Origin of the sequence: Microbacterium luteum, from assembly GCF_015277875.1 — a bacterium.
Taxonomy (GTDB): domain Bacteria; phylum Actinomycetota; class Actinomycetes; order Actinomycetales; family Microbacteriaceae; genus Microbacterium; species Microbacterium luteum.
Map to the genome: position 1 here is coordinate 2002318 of NZ_CP063814.1, position 22171 is coordinate 2024488.

Consider the following 22171-nt stretch of genomic DNA (forward strand, 5'->3'; position numbering starts at 1 on the left):
CGGCGTACTTCACCGATCAGTGTACGAGGAGGACCTCATGAGCGACAGCATCCGCATGACCGCCGCCCGCATCCACGCTCACGGAGGACCGGAGGTCTTGACCGTCGACCGCATCCCGGTTCCCACCCCTGCTCCCGGTCAGGTTCGCATCCGGGTCACTGCAGCTGCGCTGAACAACACCGACCTCTGGACACGCGAGGGGGCGTACGGGACGCCCGACGACCCGGACGCCGCCACGGGGTGGATCGGTCCGATCGGCTTCCCCCGCGTACAGGGCGGAGATGCCGCCGGCTACGTCGACGCCGTCGGCAGCGGAGTCGATGACACCCTTCTCGGCAGCCGGGTCGTCGTGGATCCGGCGCACTACGACAGCGAGCACGACGACGCTCTGCCCGTGCGCATCCTCGGCAGCGAGTATGACGGCGGCTACGCCCAGTACGTCGTCGTCGACGAGGCCGACGTGCATCGGGTGGACGATTCACCGCTGAGCGATGCTCAGCTGGCCGCGCTTCCGATCGCGTTTGGGACAGCGATGGGCATGATCGAGCGCGCCGGGGTCTCGACGAATGACGTGATCGTGGTCACCGGCGCGTCCGGAGGTGTCGGTGTCGCGCTGGTGCAGCTCGCCGTCGCCCGCGGGGCGGACGTGATCGCCGTGTGCAGCGCGAGCAAGGCCGACGGCGTGCGCGAGGCAGGCGCCACTCACATCGTCGACCGTGCGGGAGACGTGTGGTCGGACGTGCGACGGATCGCCCCCGACGGCGTCACCGCGGTGCTCGATGTCGTCGCCGGGCCCCATGTCCGCGCCGGCATTCCGGCGCTTCGTCCCGGTGGCCGCTGGGTCGTCGCCGGAGCCCTCGGCGGTCACGAGATCGACATCGACGTACGTCGCCTCTATCTGCACAACCTCTCGCTCATCGGCTCCACGATGCACACCCGTGCGCACTTCCGCGCCTTGATGGTCCTCGCGCGGAGTGGCACCGTTCGTCCTCTGATCGCGCAGACCTTCCCGCTCGAGCAGGTTCATCGCGCGCAGGAAGAGCTCGCATCGCGGCGACACGTCGGAAAGCTCGTGCTGCTCCCCGCTGCCTCCCCGCAGAGCTAGCCTTTCGGCATGACCACCACGGCCGCGGTCCCGTACTTCTGCTTCCCCGGCAACGCCCGGCAGGCCCTCGAGCGGTACGCCCGCATCTTCGGGGGCGACCTCGACCTGCACACGTACGCCGCCTTCGGCCGGACCGACGGGCCGGAGGACGACATCGCCCACGGCATGCTGACAGGCCCGGTCACGGTCTTCGCATGCGACGCCGGCGCCGACGAGGACGGCTTCCACAGCGTGGGACTGTTCCTGTCGCTGCTCGACGCCGCACCCGTCGACGACCTGCGTCGCTGGTTCGCCGAACTGTCCGCCGGCGGCCGCGTCATCGATCCGCTTCAGAAGCGCGCGTGGGGCGACTGGGACGGTCAGGTCCGCGACGCGTTCGGCGTGACCTGGCTCATCGGCTTCTCGGGCATGACGGATGACTGAGCACCCCGCGTCCCGCGCGACGGTCACGCTGGTGGTGAACCTGCCCATCACCAAGCCCGACGCCCTGGGATGGACGGTGCACCTGGCCGGCGAATGACCGACGCGCTACCGTGTGGGTGACGGGTGCAGAGGAGACCACGATGATCGGCATGGTGCGTGAGGTCGCCCTCGCCGCGTTCGCCGTCGTGGGCCTCGCCGCACCGCCCTCCGTCGCCTCCGTCGGCGCTCTCGCCGTCACGGCGGCGCTCGTCATCGGCGTTCTTCTCATCGCCCTGCGCGTTCCTCCGGTCGACGAGAACGGGGCGTGCCCCCGACGGACGGCGTCCGCGGCCATCTCCCCCTCGGCACCCCTCGCGCAGAGCGACCCCGACGCTCCGGGGCATCCGCGGTCGCGGGCACCGGGTCTCGTGGCACCGGCCACGTAGACCGAGCCGCGCCCCGCCGGGGTGCGGGCATCCCTTCGTGGTCGTCTCCCTTCTCGACGCCACGACAGATTCGGATGCCCATGGACCTCTTCGCCGTTCCCCCCTTCTCCTCCGCCCTCTCGGCGGTCTATCACGCCCTCACCGCGCTCGCCGACCTGCTTGCACCCGTCGCGGGGGCCGGGGCCCCGGCCCTCGCCGTCGTCGCCGCGACCCTCTTCGTGCGCGCCGCCCTGATCCCCGCCGGAATCGCCGGAGCTCGCGCGGAGCAGTCGCGCGCCCGACTCGCACCGGACATCGCCCGTCTCCGAGAACGGTGGAAGGGGCAACCGGAGCGCTTGCAGCGCGAGATCGTCGAGCTGTACCGACGCCACGGCGTCTCGCCGATCGCCGGATGCCTGCCGGCACTCGCGCAAGCTCCCGTCCTGGGAATCCTCTACGCCGTGTTCGTGCATGCTGACATCGCCGGCGAAGCGAACCTTCTTCTCAGCGGAAGGCTCTTCGGCGCTGCACTGGGGACGACGGTCGTCGGCGCGCTCGGCGACCCGGCGACCCTGCTCGTCTTCGCGGTGCTGGCGATCGTCGTCGCCGTGATCGCCGAGTCCTCGCGTCGCACCGCAGCCGTCTCCGTTCCTCCGGGGATGCCGTCCGGACCGACGAGGCTGGCCGGCGCACTGCACTTCGCCCCGCTCGCGGCAATCGCCGTTCTGCCCCTAGCCGGCGGTGTCTACCTGTGCGTCTCTCTGGCGTGGACGCTCGCGCAGCGCGCCGTCCTCCGACGGTGCTATCCGGTCGCGTGAGACGCGGATGTCCCCTGCACACCACATCGAAGATCACCAGCTCCCGGAGGTAACGTTCGGGTCACATTCAGGTCCGGTCTGGCAGACTCTGGGACTTGTGTCTGCTTCTGCCGACGCGGAACGCCGTCATGACGGCGCGGATACCCGATACGGAACCTGGTTTTGATGCACACGAACACGACGTCCTCCCCTGCCCCCAGTCGACGCGTCCGACGCGAGATCGCACGCCGCAATCGTCGACGCCCCGCCATCGCGGCCGCGAGCCTCGCCCTCGGTGTACTCGCCGTCGGTGCCGTGACCGGCACCACCGCGGTGTCGCAGGCCTCCGCGTCCTCCACCCCCGCTCTGGCCGCCTACGCGCTCGCGTCGCACACCACCGCCACGCCGGCGCCGACCGGCTCGGCGACGAGCTTCGACCTCGACGACATCAGCGACGAGGCCGAAGAGGCTCTCATCGCCGCCGCAGATGCCCTCGCATCGGCGGACGACGTCGAAAGCGACGTCGCCGACTCGGGCCTCGACCTCGGTGACGCCTCGACCGACGTCGACACGGATGCGCTCGAGGAGGCCATCGAGGATCTCGACGGCGCTCACCTGCTGCCCTCCCCCGCCGTCGCAGACATGACCGAGGACGTCACGACCCTGGTCGCAGCCGTCTCCGAAGACGTCGCCGGCATGCGCGGCAGCCTCGAAGCCGCCGAGCAGAAGAAGGCGGAGGAAGAGGCCGCCGAGAAGGCGCGCAAGGAAGCCGAGGCAGCGGCGGCCGCTGAGGCGGCAGCCGCCGAAGCCGCCGCGCAGGAGGAGGCCGCCGCCGCCGAGCAGGCCGCGTCCACCGGATCCGTCTCGAGTGTTCCGGACCCGGGCTACGCCGCGGGCGGCACCAGCGCCGGTGAAGCGCAGTCCATCGCGCGCGGGATGCTCGGCGGCTACGGCTGGGGCGACGACCAGTTCAGCTGCCTGGTCGCCCTGTGGAACAAGGAGTCGGGCTGGAACTATCAGGCGTACAACGCCTCGAGCGGCGCCTACGGCATCCCGCAGGCTCTGCCGGGCAGCAAGATGGCCTCTGCCGGCGCCGACTGGCAGACCAATGCCGCGACCCAGATCTCCTGGGGCCTGGGCTACATCTCCGGCCGCTACGGTTCGCCCTGCGGTGCGTGGGACCACTCGCAGTCTGTCGGCTGGTACTGATCCGGCGACCCCGCTCAGCGCCGCGAAGAGCCTCGTTCACCTCGTGTGAACGGGGCTCTTCGCTCATCGGTCCGGGATCTCCAGCGGCAGCTCCCGCGCGCGGTCCCACGGTTCGGCCCATCCGAGCCGGTCGAACAGGCGATCCAGCAGGATCGCGGTGAACCCCCACACGAGGTGTTGACCACCGGCATGAGGGACGGTGAAGGCGGGTCCGCGCCACGTCTGGCCGTCACGCCGCACGACGACCGTGCCACGACGGTCCGGGTCGAGAAGGTCGGCGACGGGAGCGCGGAACACATCCGACGACTCGCGCTCATCCACCACTCCCACCGGGGTCGGCTGTCGCCACCACCCGAGCACCGGACTCACGACATGACGCGAATACGCGAGGGGCACTTCGTCGAGCACGCCGAGCACGTCGACGCCGTCGGGGTCCAGCCCCGTCTCCTCGCGCGCCTCGCGCAAGGCTGCTGCGACCGGTCCGTCGTCCGCCGGGTCGACCCGCCCGCCGGGGAAAGCGATCTGGCCCGCGTGCGAGCTGAGGGTCGCCGCGCGCGCCAGTAGCAGCACGTCGAGATCCGCCGAGACCGCCGCGTCCCGAGCATCCCGATCGCTCGGCAGAGCATCGAGGACGCCGAAGAGCATCAGCACGGCCGCCGGCCGGGACTCGGCTGCTCGCGGCAGCGCGTGGAGGGCCGAAAGGTCCACACCGCCTCCGCGCCCGGAGGCGACATCTGCCAGCTCCGCACGAGCGCCGCGTTCGGGAAGGGGCACACGCATCTATTCAGGCTACGCCGCCCTCGGGGCGCTACGCCTGCAGGAACATCTCGGGATCGAACTCGTCGATCGGGATCACCCGCACCCGCGGCAGCGGGGCGTCGAAGGCGTCCGCGTCGTACTCGAGGTCGAACAGCTCCAGGCCGGGGATCGAGGCGTACTCGCTGCTTCGGAACTCGTGGAACGCGAGCACGCCGAGACGACGACTGCCGGCCAATCCCGCCAGGTCATCGACGAAGTCTCGGTCATGGCTGACCAGCACGACATCGCCGTCGTGTGCCGCGAGCGCCCGCAGGGTGCGCTGGATGGCGATGTCGACCACCTTCTCGTCGGACGCCCCGGAGAGTGAGACCGGCTGGTAGCCCAGCGCGAGCAGCGCCTGCACGAACGACATGGGCAGGTGCGCCGAAGCGTTGAGGAAGAACAGGCCCTTCGCAGGCTGTCCCCAGCGCTCCGACACGAACCCCAGCAGGCGGTCCCACCGGGGGCGCTCCTCCGGCTGGGGTCGACGGCCCAGGATCGATGACCCGAGGGTCGCATCGATGTTCTCGCCGTCGACGAGCACCCAGGTGTTGCGTTCGCTCACGTCGCCTCTCTCCGCGGCGTGCGCCGCCCGTTGATGATGGCTCGACGCTATCAGCGACGACCTCGGCTCAGTCCGGCGACCCGTCGTCGTGCGTCTGTTCGGCGCGCGCGGCCTCCTCCTCCACCTCGTCGGAGACGGCGGGCGTCGGCGGCGCATCGTCGTGCACCGCATCTTCGGAATGGGTCTCGTGTGGACGCTTGTCAGTCATGTGTCCTCCTTGCGACCTCTTCACTGTCGGACCGGTTCGCCCGCGAGGGAGCCCCCTGGACAAGCACCGGCCGGGCGTGGCACAGTGCGCTCTCGGGTCAGCGTCGCCGGAGGACCGCGTCCATCGCCTTTCCTCGGGCCAACTCGTCCACGAGTTTGTCGAGGTATCGGATCTTCTGCATGAGCGGATCCTCGATCTCCTCGACCCGCACCCCGCACACCACTCCCGTGATCCGATCGACGTGGGGGTTCACCGTCGCATCGGCGAAGAACTGCTCGACGGTGCGTCGCTCGTCGATCTGACGCGCGAGGGCGGCGCCGTCGTATGCGGTGAGCCATGCGATGACCTCGTCGACCTCCGCACGCGTGCGTCCCTTGCGCTCGGCCTTGGCGACGTAGAGCGGATACAGGTCCGCGAACGGCATGGTGAAGATCCGATGCATGGTCAACCTCCGAGGTACGCCTGCGCGACGCGGCGCAGATCCCACAGGTCGCTGACGCCGGCGAGTTCGCGTGCCGAGTGCATCGACAGGATCGGGATGCCGACATCGATCGTGCGGATTCCGAGACGTGTCGCGGTGATCGGTCCGATGGTCGACCCGCACGGCACGCCGTTGTGCGAGACGAACTCCTGGACATTCGCGCCCGCGGCCAGGCACCAGCCGTTCCACGCCGCCGCCCCCGCGGCATCCGTCGCGTAGCGCTGGTTCGCGTTGATCTTGAGGATGGGCCCCGACCCGAGCACGGGCTGGACGACCGGATCGTGCTTCTCGGCGTAGTTGGGGTGAATCGAGTGGCCGACGTCGCTGGAGACGCACCAGGAGTCCGACAGCGCACGCAGCTGCTGCTCCCGGTCGGCGCCGAGGCCAAGCCACAGGCGCTCCAGCACATCGGAGAGGAACGGCCCAGCAGCGCCGGAGCGCGTGCCGGAGCCCACCTCCTCGTGGTCGAACACGGCGAGCATCGGGATATGGTCCGGTTCGGCGTCGACAGCGGCGGCGAGAGCCACCGCACCGGCGTGCACGGATGCGAGGTCGTCCAGCCGACCCGCGGCGAAGAAGACGTCTTCCCGACCGAACACGGCACCCCGCGCCGCATCGGCGGTGACGACGTCGTAGCCGCGGATCCGGCCGGGGTCGACACCTGCGGTGGCCGCGAGCTCGCCCAGGAGATCCGCGGAGTCGGCGCTGCCGAGGCCCCAGACCGGCTGGGTCTGAGTCTGCTTGTCCAGGGAGAGACGGTCGTTCACCTCGCGGTCGAGGTGGATCGCGAGTTGAGGCAGACGCAGGAGCGGCCCCGTGGCAGCCAGGACGCTGCGCCCGTCGTCCAGCACGAGTCGGCCGGCCAGACGCAGTTCCCGGTCCAGCCACGAGTTGAGCATCGGGCCCCCGTAGACCTCCACGCCGGCCTGCAGCCAGCCGAACCGCCCGGTGGTCGGTTTCGGCTTCAGCTTGAAGCCGGGGGAATCGGTGTGCGCCCCGAAGATGCGGACACCGGTGGCGGCGGTGGCGCTCCTCGGGACGACCCAGGCGATGGCCGCGCCGTCGCGCACGACGTAGTGACCTCCTCGCGCATCCGAGGGCCACGCCTGACCCTCCTCGAGACGCGTGAAGCCGGCATCGTCCAGCCGTCGCGCCACCTCTGCGGCAGCGTGGAAACTCGACGGCGAGGCGGCGACGAAGTCGGCGAGGTCGTCGGCGTGGGCGCGGGCGTTCGAGGCGGTGGGCAACGGGAGTTCTCCTGGCGGTGCGGAAGCGGCGGTGTCCTCGAGCGTAGTCACCGATCCGGATCGCGGCGACGCGCCGACATCGCCGGTGACGGACGAGCCGGATCGGCCTGGTCGCGCGCGAGCATCCAGACCCCCGCCATCGCGGCCGTGCCCGTCGCTGCGAAGACCAGGAAGCTCCACCACGGCGCCGAAGCCGCCTCCTGCAGCACGGTGATCCCGAGCACGACGGCCACGAACGGGTCGACCACGGTCAGTCCCGCCACCACGACCTGTGGGCTGTTGACCGTATGCGCGGTCTGCACGCACCAGATGGACAGGGCTCCGGCCACGGCGATCCCCGCTGTGCACGCGATCGTGAGGAGATTCGTCTCGTCGAGCACGACGTCGCCCCGAACCACGGCCGTCTGCACACGCAGGATGACGGTCTTGCCGAGTGTGGCGACGAACCCGGAGTACAGGCCGCCGAGCAGCACGTAGACGACCGGCGGCATGCGTCGTCGTCTCAGGACGATCGCGGCTCCGACCGTCACGGCGAGCACGAGCAGCAGGACGATGAGCACCGCGATCAGCTGGCGATTCGTGATGGTGGTCTGCACGCTGACCGCAGCGGCGACGGAGACGAAGATCCCGAGTCCCCCCACGCAGACCGCGATCGCAACGATCTCGCGCACGCGCGGCGGGGTCTGTGTCACCCACGCGGTGAGCAGTGACGCGAAGACGAGCGCGACGACTCCGACGGGCTGCACGACCATCAGGGGCGCGAAGGCCAGCGCTGACAGCTGCACGAGGATGGCGAGACCGAACAGCGCGCTGCCGCCGAGCCAGACGGGGTCGCGCACGAGTCGCGAGAAGTCCGCGGGGCCGAGTCCATTCCCCTGCGCAGAGGTGCGCGCGACGCCGCGGGATTGCAGGAAGTTGCCGAGTGTCAGCAGGAGAGCCGACAGCACCGCCAGTGCGATGCCGATGATCGGGAACGAGGTGATGGTCACCGGGTCGCTTCTCTCGATCGCACGGCGTCCACGCTAGCGGCAGCAGCCGTGGCGAGGCATCACGGGATGCGGCGTGAGACGAATCCCGCGAGCAGGGCGTGCAGGAGCGCCGGGACCGACGCGATCATGAGCGCCGTCCCGGCCACGGGGTCATCGGGGCGCAGGACCGCACCGGCGATCACGAGCCCCGCGAACAGGACGGCGGACACCACGCGGCGGGCGAGGACCTCGAGCCCACGCAGTCGCGTGTCCAGCCTCGGTGCATCCACGCTCAGGCGTCCCTCTTCGAGCCGGCTGAGCACGTCGTCCATGCGGCGCGGCATGCGCGCGACCAGTCCCGCGACCGACACCGCCTCCTTTGCGAAGGCCTGCACGACGTTGCCCTGCTCGTCGCGGATGAGTCGCTGCGCGTACGGTTCCACCGCATCCCAGATGTTGAAGGCGGGGTCGAGGGCGCTGCACACGCCCGACGTGAGGGAGACCGCACGGATCACGAGCAGGAAATTCTCCGGGAGCTGGAACGGCATCCGCCGCACCAGGTCGCGGAACTCCACCGCGAAGTCGCGGAACTCCCGCGGGTCGACCTCCTGCAGCTCCGCGAACCCCATTCCACCGAAGCGGGCGAACAGTGCTGTCATCGCACGTTCGAGTTCGACCGTGTCGGCCGACGGCAGCAGCACACCGACGTCTCGGATGCTGTCCACGAGCTGCCGGCCGTTGCGTGCCGCCACCGCGACGATGAGGCGCTGCAGCCCCTGCCGGAGCCGGTCGGGGACCTCGCCCATCATGCCGAAGTCGATGAACGTCAGCGTCCACGGCCGATCGCTATCGGGCGTCGGAGTGACGAAGACGTTGCCGGGATGCGGATCGGCGTGGAAGTAGCCGTGGCTGAACAGCTGCTCGAACATCACCGCCGCGAACGCGTGGGCGACCTCGGTCGGATCGATCCCCGCGTCGCGCAGGGCGTCGCGATCGGTGATCTTGATGGCCGTCACATCGGCGAGGGTGAGCACGCGTCGCGTCGAGCGTTCCCACGCGACCTCGGGTGCGACGACCCGCGCATCATCGGCGAAGTCGTCGCGGAACCGCTCGGCGTTGGCGGCCTCGTGGATGTAGTCGATCTCCTCGAGGCTGGTGACCGCGAATTCCTCCAGGAGCGCCGGCAGGTCGACGTGCTCGCGCACGACCCGCACGCGATCGAGCCAGGCCGCCACACGACGCAGCGCTGCCAGGTCGACGTCGACGATCTGGTCGATTCCGGGACGCTGCACCTTGACGACGACATCGGCGAAGCCGGTGAGGGCCGCCTCCGCCGGAGTCAGCCGGGCGCGATGTGCCTGGCCGAGCGACGCAGCCGCCACCGGCGTGGGATCGACCCACTCGTATACGACCGGCAGGGGCGCCCCGAGTTCGGCCTCGGTGAGCGTCCGGATCGCGTCGAAGTCGACCGGAGGCACCTCATCCTGCAGGCCCTCGAGCTCGGCGGTGATCTCGGGCGGCAGCACGTCCAGGCGCGAGGACATGAACTGCCCGACCTTGATCATGAGGCCGCCCAGCGCCACGGCGAGGGTGTGGAAGTTCCGCGCGAGACGCTGCAGTCGGCGCGCGCGTCCGCGGGCGGCGGGGGAGGCCAGACCGATCCGGGGCAGGAAGAGCTCGAACCACCAGGCCTGCAGCATGTATCGCGCGGCGAAGCGCAGAATGCGTCGGTAGCGCGCGCGGGTATGCCGCACGTCGGTCATCGAGCCTCCTGTACGCGATGCCCGAAGCCGACGTGGGTCGGCATCCGGTCAGTCCTGGGCGAGGATCGAATAGAGCTTACGTCGTGCCTCGTCGAGGACTCGCTCCGCTTCGGCGACCTGCTCCGCGGTGCCGTGCTGCGCCACCTGCGCGGCGGCCTGCGCGAGCTTCACACCCGCCTTGGGAAGCGTCGCGGCGCGCGCCGCATCCTTCATCCCCGGCATCTCCCACGGCGCCGAGCGCTCTCCACTCGACTCGGCCTCGGCCCGTCCCGCCTCGGTCAGGGAGTAGGTTTTCTTGCCCCCGGACTCCTCCGCGACGACCAGGCCCTCGTCGGTGAGCATCTGCAGCGTCGGATACACCGAACCGGGGCTCGGCTTCCACATCCCCCCGCTGCGCTCGCCGATCTCGGCGATGATCTGATACCCGTGCATCGGCTTCTCGAGCAGCAGGGCGAGCACCGCGGAGCGCACGTCGCCGCGGGCCATGCGCGTCGGGAACCGCTGCTCGAAGGCCTCGCGCAGCTGGTCGACGGCGTCGAAGATGCCACCGCCGGTGAAGCCGCGCCCGGGGCCGAACTGCCCAGATGAGAATGACGTGTTCACGAGAGATCCCTTCTTCGCCGGCCGATCGGCGGGCGATAGTGGACGATATATCGCCACTGTACGCTCGCGCGAAGCCCCGATGGGTCCTTCTCAGGGAGTTGCCAGCGCCGGACGCCTAGGCCGTGTTGATCAAGATTCTCTCGCCGTCATGGGACCGGCCGCTCCTCAAACAGCTGGCGTGTTTATGTGACCCAGCTCAGAGGTATTGGCAGATCGATTCGGGAGTGCAGGTCTCCGGCGGCGTCTGCTGCGCATGCTCCCGAAGTTCGGCGATGCTCGCGCGCAGGAGCCGTAGCTGCGCGACCTGCTCGTCTATCTCGACCAGGCGGCGGTCAAGGAGATCCCGCACATGGCCGCATGGCGAACCGCCCGCGTCACGAACATCGAGAATCTTGGCGGTTTGAGCGAGTGTGAGTCCCACTGCGCGAGCCCGGCTGATGAACTCGAGTCGTGCCACGGACTCCTCCCCGTAGCTGCGGTATCCGCCAGGGGTGCGGTCGGGCGGCTGAAGCAGCCCTCGCTCCTCGTAGTACCGCAGCGTCGACGGTCTCGTCTTCGTCTTGTTCGCGAGTTCTCCGATCCGCATCCTGACGAACCTCCGTTATCGACTTGACCTTCAACCGAGCTTGAAGGTCCATGCTACGGGCGTGGCCACATGAACGGCCCGGCCTGAAGGAGCGATCATGACCCGGAACGATGAGTTCGATCTTGCGGTGATCGGTACGGGCGGCGCGGCGATGTCCGCGGCGATCCACGCTCGGCTCGAAGGAGCGAGCGTGGTCGCCATCGAGTCCGGAACGCTCGGCGGCACCTGTGTGAACATCGGCTGCGTGCCCTCCAAGACCCTCCTCGCGGCCGCGCACACCCGCCATGACGCGCTCGCCAACCCCTTCCCCGGCGCCCCGACGACCGCCGGCGGGGTTGACCTGGGCGAGCTCATGCAGCAGAAGGACGACCTGATCGGCATGCTTCGACAGACCAAGTACGCCGACATCGCCACCGCGTACGGATTCGGCATCACGCCCGGCACCGCGACGTTCGCCGATCCGACAACCCTGCTCGTCGACGGCCAACCCGTTCGCGCCAAGTCGTATCTCGTGGCCACCGGTGCCGAACCGCACATCCCGACCATCCCCGAACTTGAGAACATCGACTACCTCACCTCGACCACCGCCATGGAACTGACCGTGTTGCCCCATTCGCTAGTGGTGATCGGCGGCGGATTCGTCGGCCTCGAACAAGCCCAACTCTTCGCCCGCCTGGGCGTGGACGTCACCATCGTCGGCCGCCTCGCCCCACACGCCGAACCCGAACTTTCCTCCGAACTCCGCAAAGCGTTCCTTGCCGAGGGAATCACCGTCATCAACGACCGAGCCGCAACCATCACCCCCGACGGCGACCGGGTCCGGGTGAGCACGCAGACCGGAAAGGAAGCCACCGGCGAGCGCATCCTCGTCGCCACCGGGCGAACCGCCCGCACCAGGGGCCTCGACCTGACCGCGGCGGGCATCGCGACCGACGAGCGCGGCTTCATCATCGTCGACACGCAGCAACGGACCACGAACCCGGCCGTGTTCGCCGCCGGCGACGTCACCGACGCACCGCAGTACGTGTACGTCGCCGCGATGGCCGGGAAGATCGCAGCCCGCAACGCCCTCGGTCAGCGCGAGCACGTCGACTACACCGGGCTTCCCTCCGTCCTCTTCACCTCACCCCAGCTCGCCTCCGCCGGGATCACCGAAGCCGAAGCCCTGGCCGCCGGGTATCGGTGCGCCTGCCGCTACCTGCGACTATCCGACGTGCCACGCGCCATCACGAACCACAACACTCGCGGTGGCATCAAGATCGTCGCCGACGCCGACACCGGCAAAGTCCTCGGCATCCACGCCCTCGCCGAGACCGCCGGAGAGATGATGCTCGCCGCGACCTACGCCATCACCGCCGGATTCACCGTCACACAACTCTCCGACACCTGGGCCCCGTACCTCACCATGGCCGAAGGCATCCGCCTGACCGCGAACCTCTTCCGCAACGAACTCCCTACCTCCTGCTGCGCCTGAACCGTTCACCCGAGGTCGGACTTGATCCAGATGAGCGCGGCGGCGAGGCTGATCGCGGCGCGGTAGTTGCGGGCGGTCTTGTCTGAGCGCATCGCGATGCCACGCCACCGCTTGAGCTGGTTGAAGCAACGCTCCACGACGTTCCGGCCGCGGTACCGTGTGCGCTGCTCATCACCGAAGTCGATCAGCCGACCCGGCTGCTTCCGGCGGTGAGCGATCTGGTCATCACGCTCCGGAATCGTCGCAGCGATGCCGCGGGCTCTCAGCCACGCACGGTTCGCCTTCGATGGGTACCCCTTGTCCGCGATCACCCGATCCGGCCGGATCCGTGGCCTGCCGGTCGTCGGCCGCGGGACGCGGATGTGCTCGAGGACGGTGGTCATCATCGTGGTGTCGTTGACGTTCCCGCCGGTGAGCACCCATCCCAACGGCCGCCCGCGGCCGTCCGCGACCAGATGGACCTTGCACGTCAAGCCGCCACGTGAGCGGCCGATCGCGTGATCAGGGGGCTCGGACCACGGATTCTTGTGATTCGAGAGATCCCCCTGTGTCCCGTCGCAAGGTCGCGCCGTCCTGATGCACGCGCGCAATCGTGGAGTCGATCGAGACCACCCAGTCAAGCTTCCCGGCGGCGTCAGACTGCCGCTGCACCTCAGCAAGCAGCCGGTCCCAAGTGCCATCCTGCGCCCACCGGGTGAACCGCTTGTAGATCGAGTTCCACTTCCCGAATCGCTCCGGAACATCCCGCCACGGCGCCCCAGTGCGGTACTTCCACGCCATTCCCTCAACCGCGAGTCGATGATCGGTCCAAGGCCGCGACCGGCCCGTCACCATCGGCATCAACGGCTCGAGCACAGCCCACACCTCGTCAGAGACCTCGCAACGCGTCACCGCTCAAGACTCGCCGACCGCACCCCGAAACCACTTGATCAACACGCCCTAGCGCCAGAGCACGACGCGCCGGTCCCCCACCTCGACGACCTCGGCCGGCGTCTCGTAAAGGGATTCCAGGTTCTCCGCGGTGACGACGTCGGTGACGGGTCCGTGATGCAGCACACGCCCGTCGCGCATCGCCACGACGTCGTCGGCGAACTGTCCCGCGACGTTGATGTCGTGCATCACGACGACGACGGTCATCTCGCGCTCCGCGACCAGCCGCCGCAGGAGCTTCATGAGACTGACGGCATGACGGGGGTCCAGGTTGTTCAGCGGCTCGTCGAGCAGCAGGTGGTCCGTGTTCTGCGCGAGCGCCATCGCGACGAACGCCCGCTGCCGCTGACCCCCGGAGAGCTCGTCCAGGAATCGCCGGCGCACCGGCTGAAGGTCGAGCAGGTCCAGTGCGCGCTCGACGTGCGCGCGGTCATCGGCCGTGCGACCCGATCCGCCGTGAGGGAAGCGGCCGTATCCGACGAGGTCCTCGACGCTCAGACGGATGGCGAGGTGATTGTCCTGGCGCAGGATCGCGAGCCGGCGGGCCAGCTCGCGCGAGCGGGTCGTGACGACGTCCAGTCCCCCGACGGTGATGGTGCCGGCGTCGGCTCCGACGAGGCGGCCGATGGTGGCCAGGAGCGTGGATTTCCCCGCTCCGTTCGGTCCGATGATCGCGGTGAACCCTTGTCGGATCTCCAGCGTCACGTGCTCGAGCGCGACGACGCTGCCGTGACGTTTTGCGACGGACTCGGTCTGGATCATGTCAGCGGGCCCTTCCAAAGATGACGAGGACGATGAAGAAGAGTCCACCCGCGAACTCGATGACGACCGGCAATTCGGTGGAGAAGCCGAGCAGTCGGTCGAGGATGAGCTGTCCGCCAACGAGGGCGATCACCCCGGTCGCGATGGCGGTCGGCACGCTCAGGGCGTGACGGTGACCCACGAGGCCGTAGGCGACGTTGGCCACCAGAAGACCGAAGAAGGTCACCGGGCCGACGAGAGCGGTGGACACCGCGACGAGCACGGCGATGACCAAAATCACGTGCATCGTGACGCGACGATGGGCGACGCCCAGGGACACCGCGGTGGACTCCCCGAGGGAGAGCACGTCGAGGGAACGGCGGATGGGCCAGAGCGACATCGCGGCCACCCCGACCAGGACGGCGCTGGGGAGCAGGAGCTCGCGGTCGATCGACGTGAAGCTGGCGAACAGCAGGTTCTGTACGACGGCGAAGGTGTCCGGATCGAGGAGACGCTGCAGGAACGAGGTCACGGAGCGGAACATCACTCCGAGGACGAGGCCGGCGAGCACGATGACGTGCAGGTCGTATCTGCGGCGCACGAACAGCCACCAGTAGAGCAGGGTGACCGTTCCCGCCATGAGGACCAGCTCGACCGTCCAGCTTGCGATCGCGGGGGCCGCGACGAGCACGGCAGGACCGATCGCGAAGGCGGTCACCACCTGGATGGCCATGAAGACGGCGTCGAAGCCCATGATCCCGGGCGTCAGGATGCGGTTGGCGGTGATGGTCTGGAACAGAACGGTGGCCGCACCCACCGCGCTCGCCGCGATCACCATCCCGGCGATCGTGCGCCACCTGAGTCCGAGCGCGTACTCCCACCGCCCCGGCAGATCGGTGAACAGGTAGATCGCGATCGCGATCGCAGCCAGCGCGACGACGATCGCCAGCCGGAGCTCGTGCGAAGCGAGCGCACTTCGCGCCCGGTGCGAGGTGCCGGAGTCGCTCATCCCGTCCCCTCCTTCCGCAGCGACCGTGCCTGTGGCCGCCCACGCCGGCGCGGAGCGACCCCGTCGACCGGCCGGGCCGTGCTCAGCAGAAGCCAGAGGAAGACGGCGCCACCGATCACGCCCATGACGATGGAGATCGGTATCTCGAAAGGGAACCGCACAACGCGGCCGACGATGTCGCAGAGCAGCACGAGCGCAGCGCCCAGCAGCGCGACCAGCGGTACCGCGCGGCGCATGTTGTCACCGATGAGGCGACTGACGACGTTGGGCACGATGAGACCGAGGAAGGGAATGGCGCCGGTGACGACCATCATGGTGCCGGTGACGATCGCGATGATGATGACGCCGAGGGCGAAGATCACCCGCGTGTCGAGGCCGAGGCCGCGCGCGGTGTCCTGGCCGAGGCCCGCGACCGTGAACCGATCGGCCGCCACCCAGGCGATGAGCGCCGCGGCGGCCGCAAGGTAGAGCATCTCGTAGCGACCGCGGAGAATGCCGGAGAAGTCGCCCACGCCCCACGCCAGCAGCTCCTGGAGCATGTCGGAGCGATAGGCGATGAAGGTCGTGATCGCTCCGATCAGTCCGCCGTAGAGCAGGCCCACGATGGGCACCAGCACACTGGATCGGGCCGGGATCCGTCGCGAGAGCGCCAGAAATCCCAGCACACCCACCAGCGCGCCGAGCGATGCGGCGATCGCCTTCCCCCAGATCGGCATGCCGGGCGTGGTCATCAGCACGCCGAGCAGGGCGAGACTTCCCGCGTCGGTCGCGCCGGTGGTCGAAGGCTCCACGAAGCGGTTGCGCACCAGCAACTGCATGATGAGCCCGGTGACGGCGAACGCCGCGCCGGCGAGGATCAGTGCCACCGTCCGCGGCACACGACTGGCGAACAGCACGAAGGCGTCGAGCTCGGCGACGCCGATGAACAGCGATATCGTCGCGAGGACGGCGGTCAGCGCCACCCCCGCGACGATCAGCACCGACGGAGAGACCCGCGCGAGCGGGCCTCTCCGATCGGAACCGTGCGTGGTCAGAGCATCTGTCACGCGGCCAGTTCGTCGCTGACGGTCATCAGCACGTTCTCGATCGCCGTCAGGCCGTTGATGACGATATAGAGCTCGCTCGCGGGGATCTCGACGATGTTCCCCTCGACGCCCGCGGCGGTCTGAGCGACGAGCTCATTGTCGAGTGTCTCCTGGGCACTGCTGACATCACCCGTAGCGGCGCCGCGGTCGAAGACGATGATCCACTCGGGGTCCGCCGAGAGGATGAATTCGTTCGTGACGGTGTCGCCGTGGGGCGAGCCCTCCATGCCGGGCAGCTCCGCGGCGGCGACGGCCGGGGTGAAGCCCAGCTCGTCGTAGAAGTAGCCGAATCGCGAGCCTTCGCCGAAGGCACCGTACTCGCCGCCCGACACCGACAGCACGAGCGCCGTGCCGTCCACCGACTCCTCGATGGAGGCCTCGAGCTCCTCGATCACGGCGACCTGCTCGGCCACGGCTTCTTCGGCGCCGAAGATCTCGCCGAGCTGCTCCGCACGCTCGATACCGGCGGCCGGGTCGAACTTTCCGGCATAGGCGCCAGTGAGATCGATCGTGGTGGCGATCTCGGAGAGCTCGTCGTACTGCCCGGTGCTGCGCGCGGCGACGACAATCAGATCCGGATCGAGCTCTGCGACGGCCTCGAAGTCGGGCTCGAACAGCGTGCCGACAGTGGGCAGATCGGCGTACTCGGAGAGATAGTCCGGGAGCGGGATCTCGGGGATGCCGACCACGGCGTCGCCCGCACCGATCGCGTCGAGGGTGTCGAGCGTGGCGATGTCGAAGGTGACGACGGCCTCGGGCTGGTACGGCACCTCGACCGATTCGCGCTCGACCTCGAGGTCCTCCTGGTAGGAGGACTCGCCGTCCTCCTCGACCAGGGTCAGTGTGGGCTTGGCGTTTTCCACCGTAACGGTCTCGACGGCGGTCTCCTGCGTCTCAGCGGCGGGCTCGGGCGATGCGCAGGCGCTCGCGACCAGCGCGATGCCGGTCAGCGCGGCGAAGGTGAGGGAAAGACGTGCATGTGACATGCCGGTAAGGCTAGCCTAACAAATAGCTGAACGCACATCGGGCGGACTCTCAGCGCGCATCCAGGCACGAGGGACCAAATCAGTGCCTTCGACGGTTACCACTGATGACGCCGCAGCCAGCCGCGTCGAGATGCGAGAGGAACCGTCATGACCGACTACCGCAAGACGCCCGAGGCGCTCGAGCGCCTCACCGAGACGCAGTACCGCGTCACCCAGCGCGAGGGAACGGAGCCCGCCTTCGCCAACGCTTACTGGGACAACCACGAGGCGGGCATCTACGTCGATGTCGTATCGGGGCAGCCGCTGTTCGCCTCGACGGACAAGTACGACAGCGGCACCGGATGGCCGAGCTTCACGCGACCGATCGAAGACGACGCCGTCCGAACACGCACCGATTGGAAGCTCTTGATGCCGCGCACCGAAGTGCGCTCGTCATCGGCGGACAGCCACCTCGGTCACGTCTTCCGAGACGGCCCACGGAGCGAGGGCGGGCTGAGATACTGCATGAACTCGGCCGCGCTGCGCTTCGTGCCGCTCGGAGAGCTCGACGAGCAGGGATATGGCGCCTACCGCTCGCTGTTCGACGCCACCACCGACCACACCGAGGAGAACGTCGCATGACCACCGACAACGGATCCATCACCACCGTCCCCGACCTGGAGACCGCCGTGCTCGCCGGCGGCTGCTTCTGGGGCATGCAGGATCTCATCCGCCGACAGCCGGGGGTGGTGCAGACACGCGTCGGATACACCGGGGGTGACAACGCGCACGCCACCTATCGCAACCACCCGGGGCACGCCGAGGCGGTGGAGATCGTCTTCGACCCCGCCAAGACCTCGTTCCGAGACATCCTGGCGTTCTTCTTCCAGATTCACGACCCGTCGACGCTGAATCGTCAGGGCAACGACATCGGCACGAGCTACCGTTCGGCGATCTTCCCCGTGAACCCGGAGCAGGAGCGCGTCGCACGAGACACGATCGCCGACGTCGACGCATCCGGCCTGTGGCCGGACAGGGCCGTCACGACGATCGAGGAGTCAGGCCCGTTCTGGGAGGCAGAACCAGAACACCAGGAGTACCTCCTGCGCATCCCGAACGGCTACACCTGCCACTTTCCGCGACGCGACTGGGTGCTGCCGAAGCGCTCGGAGGCCACACCCTGATCGATATCGACCCGACATGCGGGCTGGATGGCGCCGCCGAGGCGCCACCCGGCCCGCACATCGTTCAGTCCTCCTCGCGCTCGTCGTCGTCGGGCGCGGGCGTGTCAGGGGAGGGCAGGGGCGGTTGCGTGTCACCGCCGGCTGCGGGCGGCGCGGGCGGAAGGGTGTCGCTCTCACCCGCGGCAAGACGCGTCTTGTCCTCCGCCGTGAGGTGTTCTCGTTCGCTCATGTCCTCACGCTACGAATCGCACCGCCGCGACGCACCCGCTTGACAATCTGTGCGACGGTGGAGTGTCCGCGACACGGACGCATGCTCCACGGCCGAAAATCCATCGAAGGGATCAGCAACGGTGAGCAGATACGACGAGATCACCGAAGCGGACCTGCGCGCCGCGGGCAGCATGAAGTGGACCGCGTACCCGGGAAAGACGGGAGCGTGGGTCGCCGAGATGGACTTCGGCGTCGCGCCGGCGATCCAGGAGGCGCTCAGCTCCGCCGCCGCTCGCGGACTCACCGGGTACCTGCCGCCGTGGCTCACCGCCGACCTCGCACGGGCGACCGCCGACTGGTACGCGCGTCGCTTCGGATGGGAGATCCCGGTGGGGCGGATCCACCCCGTGCCGGACGTGATCGCCGCTTTCGAGTCGACCATCGAGCACTTCACGCCCGCGGGGTCCGCGGTGATCGTGCCCACGCCGGCGTATATGCCGTTCCTGTTCGTGCCGCAGATGCACGGCCGCGGGGTCATCCAGGTGCCGAGCGTCGAACGCGATGGGCGCATGACGATGGACCTGGACGCGATCGGTCGGGCCTTCGACGACGGCGCCGGGCTGCTGGTCCTGTGCAACCCGCACAACCCGCTGGGGACCGTGTTCACGCGCGATGAGCTCGACGCGGTGGCGGCCGTCGTCGACGCGAAGGGCGGACGGGTCTTCGCCGACGAGATCCACGCGCCCCTCGTGTTCGACGGCGCGCGGCACATCCCCTACGCGTCGGTCTCGGAGGCGGCGGCTTCGCACACGATCACCGCCGCGTCGGCGTCGAAGGCCTTCAATCTCGCCGGGCTCAAGTGCGCGCAGCTGATCGTCTCCAACGACGCCGATGCAGCTCTCTGGGCGGAGCACGCGATGTGGTCGGGGCACGGCACCTCCACGCTCGGCGTCGTGGCGAACGTCGCGGCGTACACCGACGGCGCGGCCTGGCTGGCGGAGACCGTCGACTACCTCGACGGCAACCGGCACGCACTCGTCGATCTGCTCGCCGAACACGCGCCTCGGGCGCGGGTCACGGTGCCGGAAGGAACCTACATCGCCCTCATCGACTTCCGTGCGTACGACCTCGAAGGCGATCTCGGAGAGTGGTTCCGCGTGCACGCCGACGTCGCCCTCACCGACGGCGCCGCCTGCGGAGAGGCGGCGATCGGGCATGCCCGCATCATCTTCGCTCTGCCGCGGCCGATCCTCGAAGACGCGATTCGCCGGATCGGTGCCGCCTTGGCACGCCACGAGGAGGGCCGGGCGGAGCGCTCCCCCGCCGCGTGACCGCGCGCCCCGAGGTCCCGCTCAGGGACAGACGCGCAGGGTGCGGTCTTCGAACGACACGATGTCTCCGACCTGCAGCTGGCGACCCCGACGGCGATCGACGTCGCCGTTGACGGTGACGAAACCGTCGATGATGGCCTCTTTCACATCGCCGCCCGAGTCCAGGAGTCCGGCGAACTTGACGAACTGACCGAGCCGGATGCCGTCGCCGCCGATCGCGACGTCTTCGATCCGTGCGGGGGTGTCCATGTGCGCATTCTAGCGATCGCTCCCCCGGACTACCCGGATGCGCGGCGCCTGCGCATCTGGGCGAGCGGCATGTTCAGCCGCGGATTGCCGGTCAGCTGATCCTCGTGCTCGTCGAGGAATGTCCAGTAGGCGTCGGTGAAGGCGGAATCGCGTGCGGCCTTGTCGCTGGACCACCACGAACCCATCCGCTGCAGATACGCCCCTCCCGAGATGTACAGCTTCGTGGCGACCCGGCCCCCGTCGGCGTATTGACTCATTCCCTGCACGTTCGGCACCATGACCCATTCGTACGCGTCGACGAACAGGCTCGAGAACCACTCGTACACCTCTCGCGGATCGTAGCCCTGGAGCAGGAACCAGTTCCCGAGCACCATGAGTCGCTCGATGTGGTGCGCGTACCCGTGACGGATGACACGCGCCAGCACGGTGCGGACCGGCACCGGCAGGTCCTCCGGCACCCCCTCGCCGGTGTACCACCAGTCCTCGAGAGAGCGCCGCAGCGCGAAGCGATTCGCGTGCATCAGCTCCGGCCAGGCGCGGTACGCGCCGCGCATGTACTCGCGCCAGCCGATCACCTGTCTCACGAAGCCTTCGAGGGAGGCCAGCGGCACCTCACCGCGACGCCCGACGGCAGCACGGACCACCTCATCGACGGTCAGGAGACCGACGTTCAGCAGAGGGCTGAGCACGCCGTGGAAGAGGAACGCCTCGTCGGCATCCATCGCGTCCTCGTATCGGCCGAAAGACGCGAGCCGCTCGGTGACGAAGGCGTCCAGCCACGAGCGCGATGTCTCGGGCGTGACCGGCAGCCAGAACTCGGTCGGATCGCCCGGCGCATCCGGAAAGTGTCGCCCGACGTCTGCGATCGCGCCCGCGGTGACCTCGTCGGCCGGCCCGATCGGAAGGGGCGGAATCTCGACGCCGCCCTTCGGGAGCGGTTCGCGATTCTCCGCGTCGAAGTTCCACCGCCTGCCGGCCGGCTTCCCACCGTCCATGAGGATGCCGGTTCGTCGACGCTGCCACCGGTAGAAGTCCTCCATGCGCGCGCCCTCGTGCTCGGCGAACCATCGGTCGACCTCCTCCGCCCGAGTGAGGAAGAGAGCATCGTCGTAGACGCGCGTGGCGATGCCCTCGTCGTCGCAGATCCCACGGATGCGGCCGTCGACCCCACGGTCGGTCGCACTCATCCATGCGAGCCCGTCGACACCGAACTCGCGGATGAGGCGGCGCAGCGCGTCCGCGAATCCACTGCCCTCAGCGAGGGGGACCCGCCCGACCGTGCGACCGTCCGCCTCGAGACGAGACGACGTCTGCCGCATGCCCGCCAGGATCAGCACCCGCTTGTGCGCGTGATAGCGCCGTTTGACGAAGGACGACCGCGCCTCGATGAAGAAGAACACGTCGATGTCGTCGTCGGCATACGCCGGATGATCCGCGAACAGCTGGGTGCCGAGGATCGGTGCAGCCTTCACGATGTTTCCGCCCCGGTCACCGGCTGACGCAGGATGGTGCGCAGTCTCTCCGGCGCCGTGCGACGCGGATCGCCGAGATAGATCTCGTGGTGATGTCCGCGCATGCGCAGTCCCCTGCCCGCAATCGCCTCGTCGTGCATCCGCGCGAGCACCGGGCCCTCGTCGTCGTACGGACCGACGTGCAGCGTCTGAACGCATCGCCCCTCATCCACCGACGCGATGCGCAGGCGCTCGATCGCCGGGGTCTCGGGCTGCCGTGAAGAAAGCGAGATCGTCCGCCCACCACAGCGCCTCGGGGGTCCGACGACGTCGTCGACGCCGAGCTCCTTCTTGAGGTCGATCTTCACCTCGCCTCACCTCTCCT

26 protein-coding genes and 1 pseudogene are annotated in these 22171 nt (G+C 68.9%); 9 read left to right on the forward strand and 18 right to left on the reverse strand.

The window, feature by feature from the left end:
* Positions 1 to 37 precede the first annotated feature (37 nt).
* From IM777_RS10005 to IM777_RS10025, 5 genes are all read left to right on the forward strand, one after another.
* Positions 38 to 1105, forward strand: a complete 1068-nt coding sequence (locus tag IM777_RS10005) for a zinc-binding dehydrogenase (protein ID WP_194383228.1) — start codon at positions 38 to 40, stop codon at positions 1103 to 1105.
* A 9-nt stretch (positions 1106 to 1114) separates the two neighbouring features.
* Positions 1115 to 1528: a VOC family protein gene (locus IM777_RS10010; protein ID WP_194383229.1), complete on the forward strand. Its 414-nt coding sequence runs from the start codon at positions 1115 to 1117 to the stop codon at positions 1526 to 1528.
* 116 nt (positions 1529 to 1644) lie between these two features.
* A complete protein-coding gene (locus IM777_RS10015) occupies positions 1645 to 1953 on the forward strand; it encodes a DUF6412 domain-containing protein (protein WP_194383230.1) in 309 nt (102 codons plus the stop codon).
* A gap of 80 nt (positions 1954 to 2033) precedes the next feature.
* On the forward strand, positions 2034 to 2750 hold the full coding sequence (locus IM777_RS10020) for a YidC/Oxa1 family membrane protein insertase (protein ID WP_194383231.1): 717 nt from the start codon (positions 2034 to 2036) through the stop codon (positions 2748 to 2750).
* Between the two features lie 165 nt (positions 2751 to 2915).
* A complete protein-coding gene (locus IM777_RS10025; protein WP_194383232.1) occupies positions 2916 to 3938 on the forward strand; it encodes an aggregation-promoting factor C-terminal-like domain-containing protein in 1023 nt (340 codons plus the stop codon).
* A 63-nt stretch (positions 3939 to 4001) separates the two neighbouring features.
* Here IM777_RS10025 and IM777_RS10030 read toward each other — a convergent pair whose 3' ends face one another.
* The 9 genes from IM777_RS10030 to IM777_RS10070 form a co-directional block, all read right to left on the reverse strand.
* The gene (locus IM777_RS10030; RefSeq protein WP_194383233.1) at positions 4002 to 4718 is read right to left on the reverse strand and encodes an NUDIX hydrolase; all 717 of its coding nucleotides are present in this window, start codon (positions 4716 to 4718) and stop codon (positions 4002 to 4004) included.
* 28 nt (positions 4719 to 4746) lie between these two features.
* The gene (locus tag IM777_RS10035) at positions 4747 to 5301 is read right to left on the reverse strand and encodes an NYN domain-containing protein (protein WP_194385616.1); all 555 of its coding nucleotides are present in this window, start codon (positions 5299 to 5301) and stop codon (positions 4747 to 4749) included.
* A 67-nt stretch (positions 5302 to 5368) separates the two neighbouring features.
* Positions 5369 to 5509 carry a hypothetical protein gene (locus IM777_RS10040; RefSeq protein WP_194383234.1) on the reverse strand — a complete coding sequence of 47 codons (141 nt, stop codon included), beginning with the start codon at positions 5507 to 5509 and terminating at the stop codon, positions 5369 to 5371.
* A gap of 97 nt (positions 5510 to 5606) precedes the next feature.
* On the reverse strand, positions 5607 to 5951 hold the full coding sequence (locus IM777_RS10045; protein WP_194383235.1) for a DUF2200 domain-containing protein: 345 nt from the start codon (positions 5949 to 5951) through the stop codon (positions 5607 to 5609).
* 2 nt (positions 5952 to 5953) lie between these two features.
* Complete coding sequence (locus tag IM777_RS10050) at positions 5954 to 7237, reverse strand: M18 family aminopeptidase (RefSeq protein ID WP_194383236.1); 1284 nt, start codon at positions 7235 to 7237, stop codon at positions 5954 to 5956.
* Between the two features lie 47 nt (positions 7238 to 7284).
* A complete protein-coding gene (locus IM777_RS10055; protein WP_194383237.1) occupies positions 7285 to 8226 on the reverse strand; it encodes a DMT family transporter in 942 nt (313 codons plus the stop codon).
* Positions 8227 to 8285: 59 nt separating this feature from the next.
* Positions 8286 to 9968, reverse strand: coding sequence for an ABC1 kinase family protein (locus tag IM777_RS10060; RefSeq protein WP_194383238.1), 1683 nt, complete (start codon positions 9966 to 9968; stop codon positions 8286 to 8288).
* A 48-nt stretch (positions 9969 to 10016) separates the two neighbouring features.
* A complete protein-coding gene (locus tag IM777_RS10065; protein WP_228480747.1) occupies positions 10017 to 10571 on the reverse strand; it encodes a PadR family transcriptional regulator in 555 nt (184 codons plus the stop codon).
* 196 nt (positions 10572 to 10767) lie between these two features.
* Positions 10768 to 11157 carry a heavy metal-responsive transcriptional regulator gene (locus IM777_RS10070; protein WP_194383239.1) on the reverse strand — a complete coding sequence of 130 codons (390 nt, stop codon included), beginning with the start codon at positions 11155 to 11157 and terminating at the stop codon, positions 10768 to 10770.
* Between the two features lie 97 nt (positions 11158 to 11254).
* On the opposite strand from IM777_RS10070, the gene merA reads away from it, so the two are divergent.
* Positions 11255 to 12631, forward strand: coding sequence for a mercury(II) reductase (merA, locus tag IM777_RS10075; protein ID WP_194383240.1), 1377 nt, complete (start codon positions 11255 to 11257; stop codon positions 12629 to 12631).
* Positions 12632 to 12636: 5 nt separating this feature from the next.
* Here merA and IM777_RS10080 read toward each other — a convergent pair.
* From IM777_RS10080 to IM777_RS10100, 5 genes and pseudogenes are all read right to left on the reverse strand, one after another.
* Positions 12637 to 13522, reverse strand: a pseudogene (locus IM777_RS10080) (IS5 family transposase).
* Between the two features lie 48 nt (positions 13523 to 13570).
* Complete coding sequence (locus IM777_RS10085; RefSeq protein ID WP_194383241.1) at positions 13571 to 14323, reverse strand: iron ABC transporter ATP-binding protein; 753 nt, start codon at positions 14321 to 14323, stop codon at positions 13571 to 13573.
* Position 14324: 1 nt separating this feature from the next.
* Positions 14325 to 15311, reverse strand: a complete 987-nt coding sequence (locus IM777_RS10090; protein ID WP_194383242.1) for an iron chelate uptake ABC transporter family permease subunit — start codon at positions 15309 to 15311, stop codon at positions 14325 to 14327.
* Complete coding sequence (locus IM777_RS10095) at positions 15308 to 16357, reverse strand: ABC transporter permease (protein ID WP_228480748.1); 1050 nt, start codon at positions 16355 to 16357, stop codon at positions 15308 to 15310. Before IM777_RS10095 ends, IM777_RS10090 begins: the two co-directional genes overlap by 4 nt.
* On the reverse strand, positions 16354 to 17382 hold the full coding sequence (locus tag IM777_RS10100; protein WP_194383243.1) for a siderophore ABC transporter substrate-binding protein: 1029 nt from the start codon (positions 17380 to 17382) through the stop codon (positions 16354 to 16356). The genes IM777_RS10095 and IM777_RS10100 overlap by 4 nt, the downstream gene beginning before the upstream one ends.
* Before the next feature lie 147 nt (positions 17383 to 17529).
* On the opposite strand from IM777_RS10100, the gene msrB reads away from it, so the two are divergent.
* The gene (gene msrB, locus IM777_RS10105) at positions 17530 to 18003 is read left to right on the forward strand and encodes a peptide-methionine (R)-S-oxide reductase MsrB (RefSeq protein ID WP_194383244.1); all 474 of its coding nucleotides are present in this window, start codon (positions 17530 to 17532) and stop codon (positions 18001 to 18003) included.
* Positions 18000 to 18545, forward strand: a complete 546-nt coding sequence (gene msrA, locus IM777_RS10110; RefSeq protein WP_194383245.1) for a peptide-methionine (S)-S-oxide reductase MsrA — start codon at positions 18000 to 18002, stop codon at positions 18543 to 18545. Before msrB ends, msrA begins: the two co-directional genes overlap by 4 nt.
* 64 nt (positions 18546 to 18609) lie before the next feature.
* Here msrA and IM777_RS10115 read toward each other — a convergent pair whose 3' ends face one another.
* Complete coding sequence (locus IM777_RS10115; protein WP_194383246.1) at positions 18610 to 18774, reverse strand: hypothetical protein; 165 nt, start codon at positions 18772 to 18774, stop codon at positions 18610 to 18612.
* Between the two features lie 121 nt (positions 18775 to 18895).
* On the opposite strand from IM777_RS10115, the gene IM777_RS10120 reads away from it, so the two are divergent.
* Positions 18896 to 20086 (forward strand): MalY/PatB family protein, encoded by a 1191-nt coding sequence (locus IM777_RS10120; protein WP_228480749.1) that lies wholly within the window; start codon positions 18896 to 18898, stop codon positions 20084 to 20086.
* A 21-nt stretch (positions 20087 to 20107) separates the two neighbouring features.
* Here IM777_RS10120 and IM777_RS10125 read toward each other — a convergent pair whose 3' ends face one another.
* The 3 genes from IM777_RS10125 to IM777_RS10135 are packed head-to-tail and all read right to left on the reverse strand — an operon-like array spanning position 20108 to position 22154.
* On the reverse strand, positions 20108 to 20335 hold the full coding sequence (locus IM777_RS10125; RefSeq protein WP_194383247.1) for an RNA-binding S4 domain-containing protein: 228 nt from the start codon (positions 20333 to 20335) through the stop codon (positions 20108 to 20110).
* A gap of 29 nt (positions 20336 to 20364) precedes the next feature.
* Entirely contained in the window at positions 20365 to 21807 is a 1443-nt protein-coding gene (locus IM777_RS10130; RefSeq protein ID WP_194383248.1) for a cryptochrome/photolyase family protein, read from the reverse strand.
* Positions 21804 to 22154: a GyrI-like domain-containing protein gene (locus tag IM777_RS10135; RefSeq protein ID WP_419538861.1), complete on the reverse strand. Its 351-nt coding sequence runs from the start codon at positions 22152 to 22154 to the stop codon at positions 21804 to 21806. Before IM777_RS10135 ends, IM777_RS10130 begins: the two co-directional genes overlap by 4 nt.
* Positions 22155 to 22171 lie beyond the last annotated feature (17 nt).

Bases quoted from the DNA above. Each gene is read 5' to 3' on its own strand.
- IM777_RS10005 (WP_194383228.1), top strand. From the start codon at position 38: ATGAGCGACAGCATCCGCATGACCGCCGCCCGCATCCACGCTCACGGA.
- IM777_RS10010 (WP_194383229.1), top strand. From the start codon at position 1,115: ATGACCACCACGGCCGCGGTCCCGTACTTCTGCTTCCCCGGCAACGCC.
- IM777_RS10020 (WP_194383231.1), top strand. From the start codon at position 2,034: ATGGACCTCTTCGCCGTTCCCCCCTTCTCCTCCGCCCTCTCGGCGGTC.
- IM777_RS10025 (WP_194383232.1), top strand. From the start codon at position 2,916: ATGCACACGAACACGACGTCCTCCCCTGCCCCCAGTCGACGCGTCCGA.
- IM777_RS10030 (WP_194383233.1), bottom strand. From the start codon at position 4,718: ATGCGTGTGCCCCTTCCCGAACGCGGCGCTCGTGCGGAGCTGGCAGAT.
- IM777_RS10040 (WP_194383234.1), bottom strand. From the start codon at position 5,509: ATGACTGACAAGCGTCCACACGAGACCCATTCCGAAGATGCGGTGCAC.
- IM777_RS10045 (WP_194383235.1), bottom strand. From the start codon at position 5,951: ATGCATCGGATCTTCACCATGCCGTTCGCGGACCTGTATCCGCTCTAC.
- IM777_RS10060 (WP_194383238.1), bottom strand. From the start codon at position 9,968: ATGACCGACGTGCGGCATACCCGCGCGCGCTACCGACGCATTCTGCGC.
- IM777_RS10070 (WP_194383239.1), bottom strand. From the start codon at position 11,157: ATGCGGATCGGAGAACTCGCGAACAAGACGAAGACGAGACCGTCGACG.
- merA (WP_194383240.1), top strand. From the start codon at position 11,255: ATGACCCGGAACGATGAGTTCGATCTTGCGGTGATCGGTACGGGCGGC.
- IM777_RS10085 (WP_194383241.1), bottom strand. From the start codon at position 14,323: ATGATCCAGACCGAGTCCGTCGCAAAACGTCACGGCAGCGTCGTCGCG.
- IM777_RS10090 (WP_194383242.1), bottom strand. From the start codon at position 15,311: ATGAGCGACTCCGGCACCTCGCACCGGGCGCGAAGTGCGCTCGCTTCG.
- IM777_RS10100 (WP_194383243.1), bottom strand. From the start codon at position 17,382: ATGTCACATGCACGTCTTTCCCTCACCTTCGCCGCGCTGACCGGCATC.
- msrB (WP_194383244.1), top strand. From the start codon at position 17,530: ATGACCGACTACCGCAAGACGCCCGAGGCGCTCGAGCGCCTCACCGAG.
- msrA (WP_194383245.1), top strand. From the start codon at position 18,000: ATGACCACCGACAACGGATCCATCACCACCGTCCCCGACCTGGAGACC.
- IM777_RS10115 (WP_194383246.1), bottom strand. From the start codon at position 18,774: ATGAGCGAACGAGAACACCTCACGGCGGAGGACAAGACGCGTCTTGCC.
- IM777_RS10125 (WP_194383247.1), bottom strand. From the start codon at position 20,335: ATGGACACCCCCGCACGGATCGAAGACGTCGCGATCGGCGGCGACGGC.